Here is a 19,213-nt window from a genome sequence, read left to right on the forward strand (position 1 = left end):
GCACATTTTAAGGTGAATTTAGATCACTTCCGGAGCCAAGGAAACGATTTTCATAAAGTCCTTGTCACGAAGTTCGCGAGCAACTGGTCCGAAAATACGAGTACCGCGTGGGCTCTTGTCTTCTTTAACGACCACTGCTGCGTTCTCATCAAATCCGATGTAGGAACCGTCTTTACGGCGGATAGAACGTTTAGTACGAACGACAACCGCTCTTACTACATCACCCTTTTTGACAACGCCGCCTGGTGTTGCTTGTTTTACGGAACAAACGATCAGGTCACCAATTTGAGCTGTACGACGTCCCGTACCACCGAGCACACGGATACACATCAGTTCCTTCGCGCCGGAATTGTCAGCCACAGTCAAACGTGTAAATGGTTGAATCATTTATTTATCCTCCTTTCGGAAAAACTACACTACATTAGATTATAACAGCTTTTTCAACGATTTCGACCAGTCTCCAGTTTTTGTCTTTGGACAAAGGACGAGTTTCCATGATTTTAACAGTATCACCAATTTGTGCGGTGTTGTTTTCATCATGAGCTTTGAATTTTTTAGTCACTTTAATGCGTTTATGGTAGAGTTCATGCTTTTTGTAAGTTTCTACAGCAATCACAATCGTTTTATCCATTTTGTCGCTAACTACTTTACCGACTAATACTTTACGGGCATTACGTTCGCTCATTGTTGGCCTCCTTCCTAATTACAGGCGGATTTTCCACCCGGTCTAATATCTTAGCTAATCCCAAGTTCTCTTTCACGGATCACAGTTTTAGCACGAGCAATTTCCTTACGCACAGCGCCGATCCGAGTCGGGTTATCAAGCTGACCGGTAGCGAGTTGAAAACGAAGGTTAAAAAGTTCTTCTTTAAAACCAGAGATCTTTTGTTCGATTTCAGCAGTGGTTAGGTTGCGGAATTCACTAGCCTTCATTTGCTTCACCACCCAATTCTTCACGTTTCACAAACTTAGTTTTGATTGGCAGTTTGTGAGCGGCAAGACGCATTGCTTCACGAGCAATCTCTTCCGGTACACCAGCAAGTTCAAACATGATCTTACCTGGTTTCACTACTGCAACCCATTTTTCTACGTTACCTTTACCACTACCCATACGAACCTCAAGAGGCTTTTGAGTAATTGGTTTGTCAGGGAAAATTTTAATCCAAACCTTACCACCACGTTTGATGTAACGAGTCATCGCAATACGAGCAGCTTCGATTTGACGGTTAGTGATCCATGCAGGTTCAGTAGCTTGCAAACCGTACTCACCAAAATTCAGTGTAGTACCGCCTTTTGCACGACCCTTCATGTGGCCACGTTGTTGTTTACGATGTTTTACGCGTTTAGGTACCAACATGATTAGTTGCCTCCTTCCTGAGGAGCTTGTTTCTTAGCTGGAGGAAGAACTTCTCCACGATAGATCCATACTTTTACGCCAAGACGGCCATAAGTAGTATGAGCCTCTGCTGTACCGTAGTCGATGTCAGCACGAAGCGTATGCAGTGGAACAGTTCCTTCGCTGTACCCTTCGGAACGAGCGATTTCGGCACCGCCAAGACGTCCGCCTACTTGAGTTTTAATTCCTTTTGCTCCAGAACGCATAGTTCTTTGAATTGCTTGTTTCAACGCACGACGGAAAGAAACACGACGTTCCAATTGTTGTGCAATGCTTTCAGCAACCAGAATTGCATCCAGTTCAGGATTTTTAATTTCAGAGATATTGATGTGTACCTTTTTACCGCCTGCAATTTTAGTGATTTCATTACGCAGGTTTTCAACTTCGGAACCACCCTTACCGATAACCATACCTGGTTTCGCAGTGTGAATCGTTACGTTGACGCGGTTAGCTGCTCTCTCGATTTCAACACGGGATACAGCGGAGTCTTTCAATCTTTTCTTCAGATGCTCACGAATCTTAACGTCTTCCAGCAAAAGATCACCGAAATCTTTGCCTGCATACCATTTGGATTCCCAATCACGGATAATACCGATTCGGAGTCCGACGGGATTTACCTTTTGGCCCACACGTTTTCCCTCCTTATTTTTCAGATACCACCAGAGTAATATGACTGGTGCGTTTATTGATGCGGCTTGCGCGACCCATTGCACGCGGGCGGAACCGTTTCATTGTAGGACCTTGGTTTACGAAAACCTCGGATACTACCAATTTATTTACGTCCATAGAGTAGTTGTGATCTGCATTTGCGATCGCAGAATTCAACAATTTCTCAACGACTGGAGAAGCGGATTTCGGAGTGTGACGAAGAATTGCAATCGCCTCACCAACTTGCTTGCCACGAATCAAATCGATAACAAGTTTCACTTTGCGAGCGGAAATCCGCACGGATTTAGCATGTGCTTTTGCTTCCATTGAGTTACCTCCTCTCAAACACTACGCTGTGTTGATTATCTTCTTGTTTTCTTATCGTCATCCGTATGGCCTTTGTACGTACGCGTTGGAGCAAATTCGCCCAGTTTGTGTCCGACCATATCTTCCGTTACGTATACTGGCACATGTTTACGACCATCGTATACACCAAACGTATGTCCGATAAATTGCGGGAAAATTGTAGAGCGACGGGACCAAGTTTTGATCACGACTTTTTTGTCCGACTCGTTCAAAACCTCTACTTTTTTCAGCAAGTAACCATCAATGAATGGTCCTTTTTTGAGACTGCGACCCATTTATGAATCCTCCCTTCGTTAAAACGTTGTCGTTCCTTAAAATGTTAACGTGCGACTTAAGCGCACGTTTCATTACTTAGTACGACGACGAACGATGTATTTATCAGATGCTTTACCTTTTTTACGCGTTTTGTAACCAAGGGTTGGTTTGCCCCATGGAGACATTGGAGATTTACGTCCGATTGGAGCGCGACCTTCACCACCACCGTGTGGGTGATCGTTAGGGTTCATAACAACACCACGAACTTCAGGACGTTGTCCCAACCAACGACTACGGCCAGCTTTACCGATTTTCACGAGTTCGTGATCTTCGTTACCAACAGAACCGATTGTAGCGCGGCAAACTTTCAGAATGCGACGAACTTCACCAGAAGTCAAACGAATTGTTACATACTTTTCTTCTTTACCAAGAAGTTGGGCTTCCGTACCAGCAGCACGAACGAGTTGGCCACCTTTACCCGGTTTCAATTCGATATTGTGGATAACCGTACCTACTGGAATATTTTCCAATGGCAAGGAGTTACCGATTTTGATATCGGAATCCGGACCGGATACCACTTCGTCTCCTACTTTCAAACCTTTAGGAGCGATGATGTAACGTTTTTCACCATCCACATAGTGGATAAGCGCGATGTTGGACGTACGGTTCGGATCATATTCGATCGTAGCAACGCGGCCCGGTATTCCATCTTTGTTACGTTTGAAGTCAATAATACGGTATTTACGTTTGTGTCCGCCGCCTTGATGACGAACTGTAATTTTACCTTGGTTATTGCGTCCAGCTTGCTTGCTCAGAGGTGCCAGCAACGATTTCTCGGGCTGATTTGTTGTGATCTCCTCGAAAGTAGATACAGACATTGCACGTCTGGCCGGGGACGTTGGTTTATACTTTTTAATTGGCACTGAGTTTCCCTCCTTACTTTACAGTTTCAATTATACCGTTTCAAAAAACTCAAGCGGCTTACTGTCTTTGCTCAGCGTTACGAACGCTTTTTTCCACTCGCTCGTATAGCCGGAATGACGTCCGTAGCGTTTTGGTTTTGCAGGAACGCGAAGCGTATTTACGTTACTTACTTTCACGTTAAAGATCGCTTCGATTGCTTTTTTAATTTCGACTTTGTTAGAACGAATGTCAACCTCGAAAACGTATTTCAAGTCATTCATCATACCAGCCGTACGTTCGGTGATAACCGGACGTTTGATAATATCACGAGGATCCTTCATTACGCGAGCACCTCCTCTACCTTCTGAACTGCTTCCTTCGTAATGATCAGTTTGTCGTGTCCAAGCACATCAAGAACATTAATGCCGTCTGCGGCTACAAACTTCACACCAGGAATATTACGAGCGGACAGTGCAACATTATCATCATAGCTAGGAGCTACGATCAATGCTTTACGATCAGCTTTAAGGTTATTCAAAATGGCTGCGAATTCTTTCGTTTTAGGTCCGTTCAGTGTAAGAGCGTCCAATACGATGATTTCATTCTCAATCACTTTAGAAGACAATGCCGATTTGATCGCCAGACGACGAACTTTTTTAGGCAATTTGTAAGCGTAGCTGCGTGGAGTCGGACCAAATACAGTACCGCCACCAACCCATTGCGGTGCACGGATCGAACCTTGACGAGCGCGGCCAGTACCTTTTTGTTTCCAAGGTTTACGTCCGCCGCCGCGTACTTCAGAACGTCCTTTTACTTTGTGAGTACCTTGACGCAGGGAAGCCAATTGCATAACAACAGCATCATGAAGAACGTGTTTGTTCGGCTCGATACCGAATACTGCATCGTTCAATTCAATTTCGCCTACTTGGCTGCCGCTAATATTTAAAAGTGCTACTTTTGGCATTTCGTGTTCCTCCTTTCTTCGGTCGTTTATTTTTTCACCGTTTCTAATACTTTAACGAAGCTGTTTTTAGGTCCTGGAATGGAACCTTTTACGAGCAATACATTACGTTCTGTATCGACTTTAACAACTTCAAGACGTTGAATGGTTACCGTTTCATTCCCCATGTGTCCTGGCAGGTGTTTACCTTTAGGAACACGGTTAGCTTGAATGGAGCCCATGGAACCTGGACCTCTGTGGTAACGCGAGCCGTGCGCCATTGGTCCGCGGCTTTGTCCCCAGCGTTTGATAACGCCAGCAAAACCTTTACCTTTAGAAATACCTGTTACGTCAACGAATTCGCCTTCTGTGAAGACATCAGCCTTCAGTTCTTGGCCAACCTCGTACACAGCAAGGTCGATGCCACGAAGTTCACGAACGTAGCGCTTAGGTGCAGTATTTGCTTTTTTCGCATGTCCTGCTTCAGGTTTATTGGATCTTTTTTCTTTTTTATCAGAGAAACCGAGCTGAATCGCTTCGTATCCATCGTTTTCCTGATCTTTCTTTTGCAGAACAACACAAGGGCCCGCTTCGATAACCGTAACAGCAAGCACGTTACCTTCAGGGGTAAACACTTGAGTCATTCCGAGTTTTTTTCCTAAGATACCTTTCATGTTGACACCTCTTTTCTTTTCCTAATCACATATTACAATTTAATTTCGATATCTACACCGGACGGCAGGTCCAAGCGCATCAAGGCATCCACAGTTTGTGGAGTCGGGTTAACGATGTCGATCAAACGCTTGTGTGTGCGCATTTCGAATTGTTCCCGGGAATCCTTGTACTTGTGTACCGCACGGAGAATAGTAATAACTTGTTTCTCAGTTGGCAGCGGAATTGGTCCGGATACACCAGCGCCCGAACGTTTAGCTGTTTCAACAATTTTCTCAGCGGATTGATCAAGAATTCTGTGATCGTAAGCTTTCAAACGAATACGAATTTTTTGCTTTGCCATTTTAGTCCCTCCTTCTATCGCCCAATTTGGTATCGGACATACTCCGTGAAAATTTTCAGACAACCCTCCCATGGCAAAGGGGCCGGGTGTGTCAGTAACCTCTCACATCATCGCACAGTCACAAACAACATTAGTTATTATATCTAATAGTTCTGCCTATTGCAAGCAAAAACGAAAAAACAATGCATCTTATTTTCAAAAAGATACGATTGCGCTCGCAGCTCACCATTCATTCAAGAGAAAAGCCCCCGCACCAGGGCAGGGGCTCGTTTAGCTTCGTTCCAATACAATGTTACTCGTTCCAGTACAATGTTGCTATGTCCAAGGCTCGCAGCCTTATTATTTAGAAATTGTTGCTACAGCGCCGGCACCAACTGTACGACCGCCTTCACGAATAGAGAACTTAGTTCCTTCTTCAATCGCGATTGGGTTGATCAGTTGAACAGTAACCGTGATGTTATCGCCAGGCATTACCATTTCGGAACCTTCTGGCAAAGTGATGATACCAGTAACGTCAGTTGTACGGAAGTAGAACTGTGGACGGTATCCTGTGAAGAAAGGTTTGTGACGTCCACCCTCTTCTTTAGTCAAAACGTAGATTTGAGCAGAGAATTCTGTATGTGGGTTAACAGAACCTGGTTTAGCCAATACTTGGCCACGCTCGATTTGTGCACGATCTACACCGCGAAGCAGTGCGCCGATGTTGTCACCAGCTTGAGCGGAGTCAAGCAATTTACGGAACATTTCTACGCCTGTTACTACGGATTTACGGGATTCTTCTTGAATACCGATGATTTCGATTTCGTCGCCAACTTTAACAGTACCACGCTCTACACGGCCTGTAGCAACTGTACCACGACCAGTGATGGAGAATACGTCCTCGACAGGCATCAGGAAAGGCTTGTCAGTGTCGCGTTCTGGAGTTGGGATGTAAGTGTCGATTGTTTCGAACATTTCAACGATTTTCTTAGCCCAGTCACCTTCCGGGTTTTGCAGTGCTTCACGAGCGGAACCACGAGTGATTGGAGTGTCGTCGCCTGGGAAGTCATACTCGCTCAGCAAGTCGCGAACTTCCATTTCAACCAGTTCCAACAACTCTTCGTCTTCAACCATGTCGCATTTGTTCAGGAATACAACGATGTAAGGAACGCCTACTTGGCGGGACAGCAGGATGTGCTCGCGAGTTTGTGGCATTGGGCCGTCAGCTGCGGATACAACCAGAATCGCTCCGTCCATTTGAGCAGCACCAGTGATCATGTTTTTAACATAGTCGGCGTGACCTGGGCAGTCAACGTGTGCGTAGTGACGGTTAGGTGTTTCATATTCCACGTGTGCTGTGGAGATTGTGATACCGCGTTCGCGCTCTTCTGGAGCTTTATCGATTTGATCGAATGCTACAGCAGCACCACCGTAAGTTTTGGACAATACAGTTGTGATTGCAGCAGTCAAAGTAGTTTTACCATGATCGACGTGACCAATAGTACCGATATTAACGTGCGGTTTGTTACGTTCAAACTTAGCCTTTGCCATTTGAACAATTCCTCCTCAATAACTTGTTTTATTTTTAGGCTGTCGGCTTCCTCTTGGACGAACCTTGAGGTATACCGATCAGCTGATACATTGTATTACTCGCCGCCTTTAGTTTTGGCAACGATCTCTTCAGCAATGCTCTTCGGAACTTCTTCATAATGAGAAAGCTCCATGGAGAACACGCCGCGTCCTTGCGTACCTGAACGAAGTGTTGTCGAGTACCCAAACATCTCGGACAAAGGCACCTTCGCACGAATGATCTGAGCTCCACTGCGGGAGTCCATACCTTCAATCCGTCCGCGACGGGAGTTCAACATACCCATTACGTCACCCATGTATTCCTCAGGAACCGTTACTTCAACTTTCATAATCGGCTCAAGCAATACTGGTTTACATTTGTCTTTCGCTGCTTTCAGCGCCATTGAACCGGCAATTTTAAACGCCATTTCGTTGGAATCGACATCATGGTATGATCCATCCACGATTGTAGCTTTAACGTCAACAAGCGGGAAGCCTGCAATAACGCCGTTTTTCATTTGTTCCTCAATACCGGCAAGAGCAGGTGCAATGTACTCTCTAGGAACAGAGCCACCGACTACCTTACTTTCGAATTGGCTACCAGTACCTGGCTCGAGCGGTTCGAACTCAACCCATACGTGACCATATTGACCACGACCACCGGATTGACGAACGAATTTACCTTCGACACGTGCTGGAGCACGGAACGTTTCACGGTAAGCAACCTGTGGTTTACCCACATTGGTTTCCACCTTGAACTCACGACGCATACGGTCGATGATGATATCAAGGTGAAGCTCACCCATACCTGCCAAGATGGTCTGACCAGTTTCTTCGTTAGTATGAGCGCGAAGAGTTGGATCTTCTTCGGTCAATTTACCGAGCGCAACAGACATCTTATCTTGGTCAGCTTTAGTTTTAGGCTCAACCGCGATTTCGATAACCGGATCAGGGAAATTCATGGACTCGAGAATAACTGGATTCTTCTCATCACACAGTGTATCACCTGTACCTGTATCTTTCAAACCTACGGCTGCCGCGATATCACCGGAGTAAACTTCAGTGATTTCTTGACGGCTGTTCGCGTGCATTTGAAGAATACGTCCGATACGTTCGCGTTTGCCTTTTGTTGCATTCAATACGTATGAACCGGATTGAAGCACACCGGAATATACGCGGAAGAATGTCAACTTACCAACGTAAGGATCCGTCATAATTTTGAAGGCCAATGCGGAGAAAGGCTCTTCATCAGAAGAATGACGCTCAACTTCCGTACCGTCTTCCAAATGTCCTTGAATACTTGGCACGTCAGTAGGAGCCGGCAAGTAGTCGAGAACAGCATCCAGCATCAGCTGAACACCTTTGTTACGGTAAGAAGATCCACAGATAACTGGGAAGATTTTAACTTCTACAACACCTTTACGGAGAGCGGCTTTAATTTCGGCAACCGAAATTTCTTCGCCTTCCAGGTATTTCATTGTCAATTCTTCGTCCAGTTCAGCAACCTTCTCGATCAATTCATTACGGAGTTCTTCGACTTGATCTTTGAATTCCGCAGGAATTTCGATTTCTTCGATATCTTGACCAAGATCATCTTTGTACATATGAGCTTTTTGTTCAACGATATCGATGATACCAGTAAAATCATTTTCTGCACCGATTGGCAATTGAATCGCAACTGCGTTCGCTTGAAGGCGATCACGCATGTCGGAGACAACATTCAAGAAGTCGGCACCAATGATATCCATTTTGTTTACATATGCGATCCGTGGAACGCCGTAACGATCAGCCTGTCTCCATACGGTTTCGGACTGAGGCTCAACGCCTTCTTTCGCACTGAAAACACCAACTGCTCCGTCCAATACACGAAGGGAACGTTCAACTTCAACAGTGAAGTCAACGTGCCCCGGGGTGTCGATGATATTGACGCGGTGACCTTTCCAGGCAGCGGTCGTCGCAGCGGAAGTAATCGTGATTCCGCGCTCTTGTTCTTGTTCCATCCAGTCCATTGTCGCAGCGCCTTCGTGAACTTCACCGATTTTGTGCGTACGGCCTGTGTAGAACAAGATCCGCTCTGTTGTTGTGGTTTTACCCGCGTCAATATGAGCCATGATCCCGATATTACGTGTATTTTTCAAGGAGAACTCTCTTGCCATGAAATGGGTCTCCCTTCAAAATTGAAGTTATTTTTTGGGGCTGAATCCTACCAACGATAGTGAGCAAACGCTTTGTTCGCTTCAGCCATTTTGTGTGTGTCTTCACGTTTCTTCACGGAAGCGCCTGTGTTGTTGGAAGCATCAATAATCTCAGCCGCCAAACGCTCTTCCATAGTCTTCTCGCCGCGGTTGCGGGAGTAGTTTACGAGCCAACGTAATCCCAGGGACGTACGTCTTTCTGGTTTTACCTCGATTGGTACTTGGTAGTTGGCACCGCCGACACGGCGTGCTTTAACTTCCAGGACTGGCATGATATTCTTGATAGCTGCTTCAAAAACTTCCATCGGGTCATTCCCCGTACGTTCTTGGATAAGCTTGAACGCATTGTACAGAATGCTTTGAGCAACGCCTCGTTTTCCGTCGAGCATGATGCGGTTGATCAAGCGGGTAACCAACTTGCTGTTGTATACCGGATCGGGCAACACGTCTCTTTTGGTAACTGGACCTTTGCGTGGCATGGATATCCCCCTTTCTTACATGTTAAACCTGCATACGCGGTTTATATTCATTAGGATTTTTTAGCTTTAGGGCGTTTTGCGCCGTATTTGGAACGAGCTTGCATGCGGTTGTTTACGCCTGCAGTATCCAAAGCACCGCGAACGATATGGTAACGCACACCCGGAAGGTCTTTTACACGACCGCCACGAATCAGCACTACGCTGTGTTCTTGAAGGTTATGTCCAATACCTGGAATGTAAGCAGTCACCTCTACACGGTTCGTCAAACGAACACGAGCATATTTACGAAGTGCGGAGTTTGGTTTTTTCGGAGTCATAGTACCTACACGAGTGCACACTCCGCGTTTTTGCGGGGCACTGATGTCGGTAGCTTCACGTTTCAAGGCATTAAAACCTTTTTGCAAAGCCGGTGATTTCGATTTCTCGATTTTGGCTTGACGTCCTTTACGAACCAGTTGGTTAATAGTTGGCATGTTGGTTGCCACCCCCTTCCTCAATTTTTGCTGTTACTTTACAAACCTTTCTCTAAGCCCACAGACCCAGGCGGTTCATAAAAGAACAAATGAAAAGTCTTTGCCGCCAAGAATACAATTCCCTAGACAAAAACGTTCCTTACCCTATTTTTTTACGATAGCAGCCATTGCGGCCCCCACTTCAATCCCACATGCAACTCCGAGATTTTTCATTGTGTCTACGAGAGTCACTTTGACTCCTTGCTTGTTGCACAAAGCAATGATGTTGGAAGTGAGACGCTGATCTGCGTCTTCTGCCACATATACTTCAGAGGCGAAGCCCAATTCTACCATACGAATGGTTTGTTTGGTACCGATTTTGACATGAGCATCTTGTAGTCCCTGTTCATTAGACATATCTCATTCCTCCGAAAAGACCCAATAGCATATAGGCTGCTCACGCACCTTTGCTATATTAGCATTGACTATTAACAATGTCAAGACAATTATCAACTATAATTCACTTGACCAAAGCTAACACGTTTATTTTTAGAAAAAATACCGGAACACCACCTGCTGAAGCCTCTACGCAAGACTCCAGCAAGGATACGATGCTCCGGGCCATTAATACTTTTTATTAATCAGCGGAAATGGGCTCAAGCTCCTCAGATGAGGATTGTTCCTCTTCCGGCTGGGCAAATTTCACACTACGGTAACGGTTCATGCCTGTTCCCGCAGGAATCAGCTTACCGATAATTACATTCTCTTTCAGACCAAGCAACTGATCGACTTTGCCCTTAATGGCAGCATCGGTCAGGACACGAGTAGTTTCCTGGAAGGAAGCTGCAGATAGGAAGGAATCAGTTTCCAGAGACGCTTTGGTAATACCGAGCAGAACCGGTTTAGCTACTGCTGGCTCCTGTCCGCTGAGAATCGCTATCTTATTCGCATTTTCATACTCATGTACATCAACAAAGGAGCCTGGAAGCAGCGTCGTGTCACCCGCATCAATGATACGGATTTTACGCAGCATTTGACGAATCATAACTTCCACGTGCTTATCGTTGATTTCTACGCCCTGATTTCGGTATACACGTTGAACTTCCTGAAGGATATAGTTTTGTACCCCGCGAATACCTTTAATACGCAGCATTTCTTTAGGGTCGATCGAACCATCCGTCAGTTCGTCCCCGGCTTCAACAGTCATGCCTTCGCTTACACGCAGACGTGAACCATAAGTTACCGAGTAAGTTTTCGTTTCAGCTTCACCCTGAATGTCGATTTCACGACGGTCTTTGCCTTCACGTACTTCTTTAACTATACCGTCAATTTCACTGATGGTTGCCTGACCTTTAGGATTACGCGCTTCGAAAAGCTCCTGGATACGAGGCAAACCTTGTGTAATATCGTCTCCTGCTACGCCGCCTGTGTGGAACGTACGCATGGTGAGCTGTGTTCCCGGTTCACCGATGGATTGAGCCGCGATAATACCAACCGCTTCACCAATCTCAACATGTTTACCAGTAGCCAGATTACGACCGTAGCACTTTTTGCAGACGCCATGTTTGGCGCGGCAGCTTAGTACGGAACGAATTTGAATCTTCTCTACACCAGCTTTAACAATCGCTTCAGCTTTGTTGGAGTCAATCAGTTCGTTGCGTCTTGCCAAGATCTCTCCAGTCTCCGGATGACGTACTGTTTCGAAGCAATAACGACCTTCCAGACGATCGTACAGGTCCTCAATTACTTCTTTGCCGTCCTGGATACGGCTTACTGTAAAGCCCTTATCCGTTCCGCAGTCATCTTCGCGCACAATAACATCCTGCGCCACATCAACGAGACGACGAGTCAGGTAACCAGAGTCAGCTGTACGCAGGGCTGTATCCGCCAAACCTTTACGCGCTCCGTGTGTAGAGATGAAGTACTCGAGTACTGTCAGACCTTCACGGAAATTCGATTTGATTGGGAGCTCGATAATACGACCGGATGGATTCGCCATCAGTCCACGCATACCGCCGAGCTGGGTAATCTGTGATTTGTTACCACGCGCTTTGGAGTCAACCATCATCATGATGGAGTTATAGCGATCCATGGATTTCATCAAAATGTCTGTAATATCGTCTTTAGCCTTGGACCAAATATCAATAATCCGGTCATAGCGTTCCTCGTTCGTAATCAGACCACGACGGTACTGATTTGTTACGACTTGTGCTTTATCGTCAGACGCTTTAAGAATATCCTGTTTCTCTTGAGGCACAACTACGTCTGCCACAGCAACCGTCACACCTGCACGAGTAGAATACGTAAAGCCAAGCTGCTTGATCTTATCCAGAATTACAGCGGTTTCTGTCGTATGGTAAATCTCAAAGCAACGAGCGATGATATTACCAAGGTAATCCTTGCCCACCCCACCAGCTTGTGGAGCATTTTGGATGGCTTCAGTAAGATCTACACCCTTCTCGTAGACAAAGAACTCCTCCGCAGTACCATAAAGCAGGTTGGCACGAGTAGCGTCATTGATGTACGGGAAGCTTGCCGGGAAGATCTCATTAAAGATAATTTTACCCACTGTTGTAATCAACATCGCTTCCTGTTGCTTCTCTGTAAAGCTCGTTTTATTCAAAGCTTTAACCGGAATAGCTACACGAGCATGAAGACCCGCTGTACCGCGCTGGTAAGCCGAGATCGCCTCATTCGGGTTGCGAAGGATCATGTTACTTCCTTCTTCTTCCTTGTTATCCATGGTCAAATAGAACGAACCAAGGACCATATCCTGGGAAGGAGTAACAACCGGCTTGCCGTCTTTTGGATTCAAAATGTTGCCGGATGCCAGCATGAGCAGACGAGCTTCTGCTTGAGCTTCCGCAGACAACGGAACGTGAACCGCCATTTGGTCACCGTCAAAGTCGGCATTGTATGCCGTACATACGAGTGGGTGCAAACGAATCGCACGACCTTCAACCAAGATCGGTTCAAATGCTTGAATACCCAGTCTATGCAGCGTAGGGGCACGGTTTAGAAGAACCGGATGCTCCTTGATTACTTCTTCGAGCACATCCCATACTTCTGCGCTCACACGCTCTACTTTACGCTTCGCGCTCTTGATGTTGTGTGCCAGACCTTTATTCACAAGTTCTTTCATAACAAAAGGCTTGAACAGTTCCAGCGCCATTTCTTTCGGCAAACCGCATTGGTACATCTTCAAGTACGGACCTACTACGATAACGGAACGACCGGAGTAGTCAACACGTTTTCCGAGCAAGTTTTGACGGAAACGTCCTTGTTTACCTTTCAGCATGTGGCTGAGGGATTTCAAAGGACGATTACCCGGACCTGTAACAGGACGACCACGACGACCATTATCAATCAGAGCGTCAACAGCTTCCTGCAGCATCCGTTTTTCATTTTGCACGATAATATCTGGCGCACCCAGATCTAACAGGCGTTTCAGACGGTTATTACGGTTAATAACACGGCGATACAGATCATTCAGGTCGGAAGTAGCAAAACGTCCACCATCCAGCTGTACCATTGGACGAAGCTCAGGAGGAATAACAGGCAGTACGTCCATGATCATCCAATCCGGCTGGTTGCCAGAGTTACGGAACGCCTCAATAACTTCAAGACGCTTGATGGCACGGTTACGACGTTGTCCTTGAGCTGTACGCAGCTCTTCTTTCAGGAACTCCAGTTCTTTATCGATGTCCAAATCTTGAAGAAGCTTTTTAACCGCTTCGGCCCCCATACCTGCCTGGAATCCGTAGCCATATTTTTCACGGTAGCTGCGGTATTCTTTTTCGGACAGAAGCTGTTTTTTCTCCAGCGGCGTATCTCCTGGATCAGTTACAACATAAGATGCGAAGTAAATGATCTCTTCGAGAGATCTTGGAGACATATCAAGAGCAAGACCCATACGGCTTGGAATGCCTTTGAAGTACCAAATGTGCGATACAGGGGCAGCCAGCTCGATGTGTCCCATGCGTTCACGACGAACTTTAGCGCGGGTAACTTCTACACCACAACGGTCACAGACAACACCTTTATAGCGTACACGTTTGTACTTACCGCAATGACATTCCCAATCTTTCGTAGGTCCAAAAATTTTCTCGCAAAATAGTCCTTCTTTTTCCGGTTTAAGCGTACGATAGTTAATCGTCTCCGGTTTTTTGACTTCTCCGCGGGACCAAGAACGAATTTTTTCAGGGGAAGCAAGCCCGATTTTCATATATTCGAAATTGTTAACGTCCAACAAGGAGCAACCCTCCTTAACCAAATCCTGAGTTTTTAGGTTTGATACCGCCCGGCAGAACCGGGCGGTATCAAGAAGCCCATTCCATCCTAGAATGGATCAAGGCATATAACAAAGCTGATATGATTCAGTCGGCAACAGACTACTCTACGCCAACCTCAGAGCCTTCCAGATTCAAACTCAGCTTATCGCCAGTTGTATCATCTTCATCATCAAGCTCTCTCATTTCGATCTCTTGTTCGTCTTCGGACAGAATCTTCACGTCCATACCCAAGCTTTGCAGCTCTTTGATCAAGACCTTGAATGATTCAGGAACACCCGGTTCAGGAACATTTTCACCTTTGACGATGGATTCGTAGGTTTTAACACGTCCAACCACATCATCGGATTTCACAGTCAAAATTTCCTGAAGCGTGTACGCCGCGCCGTAGGCTTCCAACGCCCATACTTCCATCTCCCCGAAGCGCTGACCACCGAATTGAGCTTTACCACCCAATGGTTGTTGCGTAACGAGAGAGTAAGGACCCGTAGAGCGGGCATGGATTTTATCGTCAACCATGTGCGCAAGTTTAATCATGTGCATGACACCAACAGTAACTTCACGTTCAAAACGATCACCTGTACGGCCGTCATACAATACAGTCTTACCATTACGCTGCATGCCTGCTTCTTCCATGGTATCGAACACGTCATACTCCTTGGCACCATCGAATACTGGCGTAGCCACATGAATACCAAGACGCATTGCAGCCATACCCAGATGGACTTCGAGCACCTGTCCGATGTTCATCCGCGAAGGTACGCCCAGTGGGTTGAGAACGACCTGTACCGGTGTACCATCCGGCAGGAACGGCATATCTTCCTCAGGCAAAATACGGGCAACGACACCCTTGTTACCGTGACGTCCAGCCATTTTATCGCCTTCGGAGATTTTACGTTTTTGAGCAATGTATACACGTACCAGTTGGTTCACACCCGGTGGCAGCTCATCGCCATTTTCACGTGTAAACACTTTAACGTCTACAACAATTCCGTCTGTTCCGTGAGGAACTCTCAAGGAAGTATCGCGAACCTCGCGTGCCTTCTCGCCAAAGATTGCATGCAAGAGACGCTCTTCGGCTGTCAGCTCAGTCACACCCTTAGGTGTTACTTTACCAACAAGAATGTCACCTGCGGCAATTTCAGCACCAATGCGAATGATGCCGCGCTCATCCAGATTACGAAGCGCTTCTTCACCAACATTCGGAATATCACGAGTAATTTCTTCAGGTCCAAGCTTCGTATCGCGGGCCTCGGATTCGTATTCCTCGATATGGATCGAGGTGTATACATCCTCCTTAACCAGCTTCTCACTCAGCAGGATCGCATCCTCGTAGTTGTAACCTTCCCAAGTCATGAAGGCCACGACAACGTTACGTCCCAATGCCAGTTCGCCCATCTCTGTGGAAGGACCATCTGCAAGAATATCGCCAACTTTGACAATATCGCCTCTGTTAACAATCGGACGCTGATTGATGCATGTTCCTTGGTTAGAACGCATAAATTTGTGTAATTTATACTTAACAATGTCGCCTTTTACTTCAGCGCCATCTACAGTTTCAATACGACGCAGCCAAATTTCGTTAGCCGAAGAACGTTCGATTACCCCGTTGTACTTGGACACAACGCAAACACCGGAATCTTTTGCAGACTTATGTTCCATCCCTGTTCCAACCAAAGGAGCCTTTGGAATCAGAAGCGGAACAGCCTGCCGCTGCATGTTGGAACCCATCAATGCGCGGTTAGAGTCATCGTTCTCCAGGAACGGAATCAGTGCAGTTGCGACCGATACGACCTGTTTAGGTGATACGTCCATGTAATCAACACGGCTACTCGCCATTGGAATAATGTTATCAGACTGTTTGTTATAGCGGACAATGACGATTTCGTCCTTAAAGGTGTTTTCCTCAGTCAATTCCGCATTTGCCTGGGCTACGATGTAGTTATCTTCTTCATCAGCAGTCAGGTAATCAATCTGCTCTGTAACTTTTCCGGTTTTCGGATCTACCCAACGATAAGGAGCTTCAATAAATCCGTACTCGTTGATGCGCGCGAAGGTAGACAAGGAGTTAATCAAACCAATGTTCGGTCCCTCCGGCGTCTCGATAGGACACATACGGCCGTAGTGACTCGGATGGACGTCACGTACTTCCATGCCCGCGCGCTCACGTGTCAAACCACCAGGTCCGAGTGCGGACAAACGACGTTTGTGTGTCAATTCAGCAAGCGGGTTCGTCTGATCCATAAACTGAGACAACTGAGAGCTACCAAAGAACTCTTTAATCGAAGCGATTACCGGACGTATGTTAATCAGCGCCTGTGGCGTAATTACATTGGCATCCTGGATCGACATTCTTTCGCGAACCACGCGTTCCATACGGGACAAACCGATGCGGAACTGATTCTGGAGCAACTCACCTACAGAACGCAAACGACGGTTACCCAAGTGGTCAATATCGTCTGTGCTTCCGATTCCGTGAAGCAAGTTAATAAAATAGCTGATGGAGGAAATAATATCGGCAGGCGTAATATTTTTAACCGATTTATCAATATTTCCGTTAGCAATCAGTTTTACAACTTTACCATCTTCAATTGGTGAGAATACGTCAATCGTTTGAAGCGGAATATCATTGCTTTCCAGTACGCCACTAGCAACATGATACGTACGGTGTCCGACCGATTCTTCCAGCTGGGCCAAAATCTCGTCCAACAGACGGCGGTCAACCATTTGTCCTGCTTCAGCGATGATTTCACCAGTTGTCGTATCAATCAGGGTCTCAGCAAGCCGTTGATTGAACAGACGGTTTTTGATGTGAAGCTTTTTATTGATTTTGTAACGGCCTACGTTGGCCAGATCATAACGTTTTGGATCAAAGAAGCGTGCAACGAGCAAGCTCTTTGCATTATCCAGTGTAGGCGGCTCACCCGGACGAAGACGCTCATAAATTTCAATCAGCGCTTTCTCCGTAGAGTCGGTATTGTCTTTATCAAGCGTGTTACGGATATATTCGTCATTGCCGAGCAAATCCAAAATCTCAGCATCAGTGCCGAAGCCTAGCGCACGCAGCAACACCGTAACCGGAATTTTACGAGTACGGTCAATCCGGACATAGATAATATCCTTCGCATCCATCTCCAGCTCGAGCCAAGCCCCCCGGTTAGGAATTACCGTTGCGGTGTATGTTGTTTTCGCATTCTTGTCGACTTTTGTGCTGAAATAGACGCTGGGAGAGCGAACCAACTGGCTGACAATAACCCGTTCCGCACCGTTAATAATAAACGTACCCGTTTCAGTCATCAGCGGGAAGTCTCCCATGAATACTTCCTGCTCTTTCACTTCCCCGGTCTCTTTATTAATAAGCCGGACTTTTACCCGAAGCGGTGCTGCATACGTTACGTCGCGTTCCTTTGCGTCGTCAACGGTATATTTAGGTTCTCCGAGAGAGTAATCGATAAATTCCAAAATCAGGTTTCCTGTGAAATCCTGAATTGGAGAAATATCCCGAAACATCTCCCGTAATCCTTCCTCCAAAAACCAATCATAGGATTTTTGTTGGATTTCAATCAGGTTCGGAACCTCGAGTACCTCATTAATACGTGCATAACTGCGCCGAGTGCGTCGACCATATTGAACAAGATGTCCTGCCAACTTAAACTCACCCCTCATGTCTACTCACTTTAAAAATACATTGCGAACCTCTGTTTGTGACCTTATAATAAGACACATACAGAAGATTCAATCTTACAAATACAGAAAAGCCCTTACTCGAATGCATTCGAAAAAAGAGCGACGTATCTGCAGAATCCTCTTGCCGGAAGATCTTCATCACTTGTAGATTTGCCCAAAATGATTATATTATACGTAATAGGGAGACATACTATACCCTTCTACGCATAAATCTATTGACATTTCAACAAACTAAAGCCATGGAGGGCATCCTAATACTGACATTTTATAATGATATCACATACGAGGATTCAAGTCAATGGTCCTATTGCTTTTTTTCAAAACTTTTTTTCAGCTTTTAAAATTCGATAACCTTTATCCTTCGTAACTTCCTCCACACAACCGAAAAGACTCTCTATTTTAGCACTCGCCGAAGGAGCCCCCTGCTTTTTCTGAATGACTACCCACAAAGCTCCACCTTCATTTAAATGCTCATACGCCAGCTCGAAAATGGCATGTACCGTTTCTTTCCCTGCACGTATAGGCGGATTCGTCAAAATTACGTCAAAATGCTGATGCTTCACTTCCGCGAACAAATCACTCTGCTTAATGGTGACATTTTTAATCCCATTTCGTTCCGCATTTTCTTTTGCCAGTTGAACGGCTCGCTCATTAATATCAATCATTGTAACGTGGCCCTCTGGCACAAGCGTTGCTGCCGTCAACCCAATCGGTCCATACCCACATCCGACATCTAACACGGATGCCTGTGCGGGAAGCTGCATCGCTTCAATCAGCACACGGCTGCCGTAATCAATCCCTTGTTTTGAAAAAACACCTGAATCACTGGCGAAACGGTATGTCCGTCCCCTTAGCACTGTCTCCAGACTCCGTCGTTCATGCGCCGCCTCTGGCCGTTTAGAGTAATAATGATCCGCCATTCATGACCACCTCTTTCGGTTGTAGTACCATCATAGCCTTTGTCATCATGTTTCAGACATGCTGGCACTACCGTTTTACAGCAACAAACCCCTTGAAGATCACCTCAAGGGGTTTGTTTT

20 protein-coding genes are annotated in these 19,213 nt (G+C 46.1%); all 20 read right to left on the reverse strand.

The features are described from left to right. Positions 1–18: 18 nt before the first annotated feature. The 20 genes from rplN to BAZ21_RS25205 all read right to left on the reverse strand — a co-directional run bounded on the left by rplN (position 19) and on the right by BAZ21_RS25205 (position 19,093). Entirely contained in the window at positions 19–387 is a 369-nt protein-coding gene (gene rplN / locus BAZ21_RS25110) for a 50S ribosomal protein L14 (RefSeq protein ID WP_007432573.1), read from the reverse strand. Positions 388–421: 34 nt separating this feature from the next. Next, positions 422–685, reverse strand: coding sequence for a 30S ribosomal protein S17 (gene rpsQ, locus BAZ21_RS25115; protein WP_068505595.1), 264 nt, complete (start codon positions 683–685; stop codon positions 422–424). A gap of 50 nt (positions 686–735) precedes the next feature. Continuing rightward, positions 736–933, reverse strand: coding sequence for a 50S ribosomal protein L29 (rpmC, locus tag BAZ21_RS25120; RefSeq protein ID WP_007432575.1), 198 nt, complete (start codon positions 931–933; stop codon positions 736–738). Next, positions 923–1,357: a 50S ribosomal protein L16 gene (gene rplP / locus BAZ21_RS25125; RefSeq protein ID WP_007432576.1), complete on the reverse strand. Its 435-nt coding sequence runs from the start codon at positions 1,355–1,357 to the stop codon at positions 923–925. Before rplP ends, rpmC begins: the two co-directional genes overlap by 11 nt. A 2-nt stretch (positions 1,358–1,359) precedes the next feature. Then, complete coding sequence (gene rpsC, locus BAZ21_RS25130) at positions 1,360–2,025, reverse strand: 30S ribosomal protein S3 (RefSeq protein WP_007432577.1); 666 nt, start codon at positions 2,023–2,025, stop codon at positions 1,360–1,362. Positions 2,026–2,038: 13 nt separating this feature from the next. Continuing rightward, positions 2,039–2,371, reverse strand: a complete 333-nt coding sequence (gene rplV, locus BAZ21_RS25135; RefSeq protein ID WP_007432578.1) for a 50S ribosomal protein L22 — start codon at positions 2,369–2,371, stop codon at positions 2,039–2,041. Positions 2,372–2,406: 35 nt separating this feature from the next. Then, entirely contained in the window at positions 2,407–2,685 is a 279-nt protein-coding gene (rpsS, locus tag BAZ21_RS25140; protein WP_007432579.1) for a 30S ribosomal protein S19, read from the reverse strand. A gap of 72 nt (positions 2,686–2,757) precedes the next feature. Further along, on the reverse strand, positions 2,758–3,588 hold the full coding sequence (gene rplB / locus BAZ21_RS25145) for a 50S ribosomal protein L2 (protein ID WP_010348809.1): 831 nt from the start codon (positions 3,586–3,588) through the stop codon (positions 2,758–2,760). A 30-nt stretch (positions 3,589–3,618) separates the two neighbouring features. Next, positions 3,619–3,909 carry a 50S ribosomal protein L23 gene (gene rplW, locus BAZ21_RS25150; RefSeq protein WP_007432581.1) on the reverse strand — a complete coding sequence of 97 codons (291 nt, stop codon included), beginning with the start codon at positions 3,907–3,909 and terminating at the stop codon, positions 3,619–3,621. Beyond that, entirely contained in the window at positions 3,909–4,532 is a 624-nt protein-coding gene (gene rplD, locus BAZ21_RS25155) for a 50S ribosomal protein L4 (RefSeq protein ID WP_007432582.1), read from the reverse strand. The genes rplW and rplD overlap by 1 nt, the downstream gene beginning before the upstream one ends. Positions 4,533–4,558: 26 nt before the next feature. After that, a complete protein-coding gene (rplC, locus tag BAZ21_RS25160; protein ID WP_068505596.1) occupies positions 4,559–5,182 on the reverse strand; it encodes a 50S ribosomal protein L3 in 624 nt (207 codons plus the stop codon). 32 nt (positions 5,183–5,214) lie between these two features. Beyond that, positions 5,215–5,523 (reverse strand): 30S ribosomal protein S10, encoded by a 309-nt coding sequence (gene rpsJ / locus BAZ21_RS25165; protein ID WP_006676490.1) that lies wholly within the window; start codon positions 5,521–5,523, stop codon positions 5,215–5,217. 339 nt (positions 5,524–5,862) lie between these two features. Then, a complete protein-coding gene (gene tuf, locus BAZ21_RS25170; RefSeq protein ID WP_010348813.1) occupies positions 5,863–7,053 on the reverse strand; it encodes an elongation factor Tu in 1,191 nt (396 codons plus the stop codon). A 95-nt stretch (positions 7,054–7,148) separates the two neighbouring features. Next, positions 7,149–9,227, reverse strand: coding sequence for an elongation factor G (fusA, locus tag BAZ21_RS25175; RefSeq protein ID WP_068505597.1), 2,079 nt, complete (start codon positions 9,225–9,227; stop codon positions 7,149–7,151). Between the two features lie 47 nt (positions 9,228–9,274). Further along, positions 9,275–9,745, reverse strand: a complete 471-nt coding sequence (rpsG, locus tag BAZ21_RS25180; RefSeq protein WP_007432586.1) for a 30S ribosomal protein S7 — start codon at positions 9,743–9,745, stop codon at positions 9,275–9,277. 50 nt (positions 9,746–9,795) lie between these two features. Further along, positions 9,796–10,218, reverse strand: a complete 423-nt coding sequence (rpsL, locus tag BAZ21_RS25185; RefSeq protein ID WP_007432587.1) for a 30S ribosomal protein S12 — start codon at positions 10,216–10,218, stop codon at positions 9,796–9,798. A 144-nt stretch (positions 10,219–10,362) separates the two neighbouring features. Next, a complete protein-coding gene (locus BAZ21_RS25190; RefSeq protein WP_068505598.1) occupies positions 10,363–10,614 on the reverse strand; it encodes a ribosomal L7Ae/L30e/S12e/Gadd45 family protein in 252 nt (83 codons plus the stop codon). Between the two features lie 220 nt (positions 10,615–10,834). Further along, complete coding sequence (gene rpoC / locus BAZ21_RS25195) at positions 10,835–14,449, reverse strand: DNA-directed RNA polymerase subunit beta' (protein WP_068505599.1); 3,615 nt, start codon at positions 14,447–14,449, stop codon at positions 10,835–10,837. 139 nt (positions 14,450–14,588) lie between these two features. Then, a complete protein-coding gene (gene rpoB, locus BAZ21_RS25200; protein ID WP_068505600.1) occupies positions 14,589–18,134 on the reverse strand; it encodes a DNA-directed RNA polymerase subunit beta in 3,546 nt (1,181 codons plus the stop codon). Positions 18,135–18,490: 356 nt separating this feature from the next. Further along, on the reverse strand, positions 18,491–19,093 hold the full coding sequence (locus tag BAZ21_RS25205; protein ID WP_068505601.1) for a class I SAM-dependent methyltransferase: 603 nt from the start codon (positions 19,091–19,093) through the stop codon (positions 18,491–18,493). Between the last annotated feature and the right edge of the window lie 120 nt (positions 19,094–19,213).

It is taken from the genome of Paenibacillus kribbensis, from assembly GCF_001705305.1.
GTDB classification, from domain to species: domain Bacteria; phylum Bacillota; class Bacilli; order Paenibacillales; family Paenibacillaceae; genus Paenibacillus; species Paenibacillus kribbensis_B.

Excerpts from the sequence above, each read along its gene's own strand:
- rplN (WP_007432573.1), bottom strand. The coding sequence starts at position 387 with ATGATTCAACCATTTACACGTTTGACTGTGGCTGACAATTCCGGCGCG.
- rpsQ (WP_068505595.1), bottom strand. The coding sequence starts at position 685 with ATGAGCGAACGTAATGCCCGTAAAGTATTAGTCGGTAAAGTAGTTAGC.
- rpmC (WP_007432575.1), bottom strand. The coding sequence starts at position 933 with ATGAAGGCTAGTGAATTCCGCAACCTAACCACTGCTGAAATCGAACAA.
- rplP (WP_007432576.1), bottom strand. The coding sequence starts at position 1,357 with ATGTTGGTACCTAAACGCGTAAAACATCGTAAACAACAACGTGGCCAC.
- rplV (WP_007432578.1), bottom strand. The coding sequence starts at position 2,371 with ATGGAAGCAAAAGCACATGCTAAATCCGTGCGGATTTCCGCTCGCAAA.
- rpsS (WP_007432579.1), bottom strand. The coding sequence starts at position 2,685 with ATGGGTCGCAGTCTCAAAAAAGGACCATTCATTGATGGTTACTTGCTG.
- rplW (WP_007432581.1), bottom strand. The coding sequence starts at position 3,909 with ATGAAGGATCCTCGTGATATTATCAAACGTCCGGTTATCACCGAACGT.
- rplD (WP_007432582.1), bottom strand. The coding sequence starts at position 4,532 with ATGCCAAAAGTAGCACTTTTAAATATTAGCGGCAGCCAAGTAGGCGAA.
- rplC (WP_068505596.1), bottom strand. The coding sequence starts at position 5,182 with ATGAAAGGTATCTTAGGAAAAAAACTCGGAATGACTCAAGTGTTTACC.
- rpsJ (WP_006676490.1), bottom strand. The coding sequence starts at position 5,523 with ATGGCAAAGCAAAAAATTCGTATTCGTTTGAAAGCTTACGATCACAGA.
- tuf (WP_010348813.1), bottom strand. The coding sequence starts at position 7,053 with ATGGCAAAGGCTAAGTTTGAACGTAACAAACCGCACGTTAATATCGGT.
- fusA (WP_068505597.1), bottom strand. The coding sequence starts at position 9,227 with ATGGCAAGAGAGTTCTCCTTGAAAAATACACGTAATATCGGGATCATG.
- rpsG (WP_007432586.1), bottom strand. The coding sequence starts at position 9,745 with ATGCCACGCAAAGGTCCAGTTACCAAAAGAGACGTGTTGCCCGATCCG.
- rpsL (WP_007432587.1), bottom strand. The coding sequence starts at position 10,218 with ATGCCAACTATTAACCAACTGGTTCGTAAAGGACGTCAAGCCAAAATC.
- BAZ21_RS25190 (WP_068505598.1), bottom strand. The coding sequence starts at position 10,614 with ATGTCTAATGAACAGGGACTACAAGATGCTCATGTCAAAATCGGTACC.
- BAZ21_RS25205 (WP_068505601.1), bottom strand. The coding sequence starts at position 19,093 with ATGGCGGATCATTATTACTCTAAACGGCCAGAGGCGGCGCATGAACGA.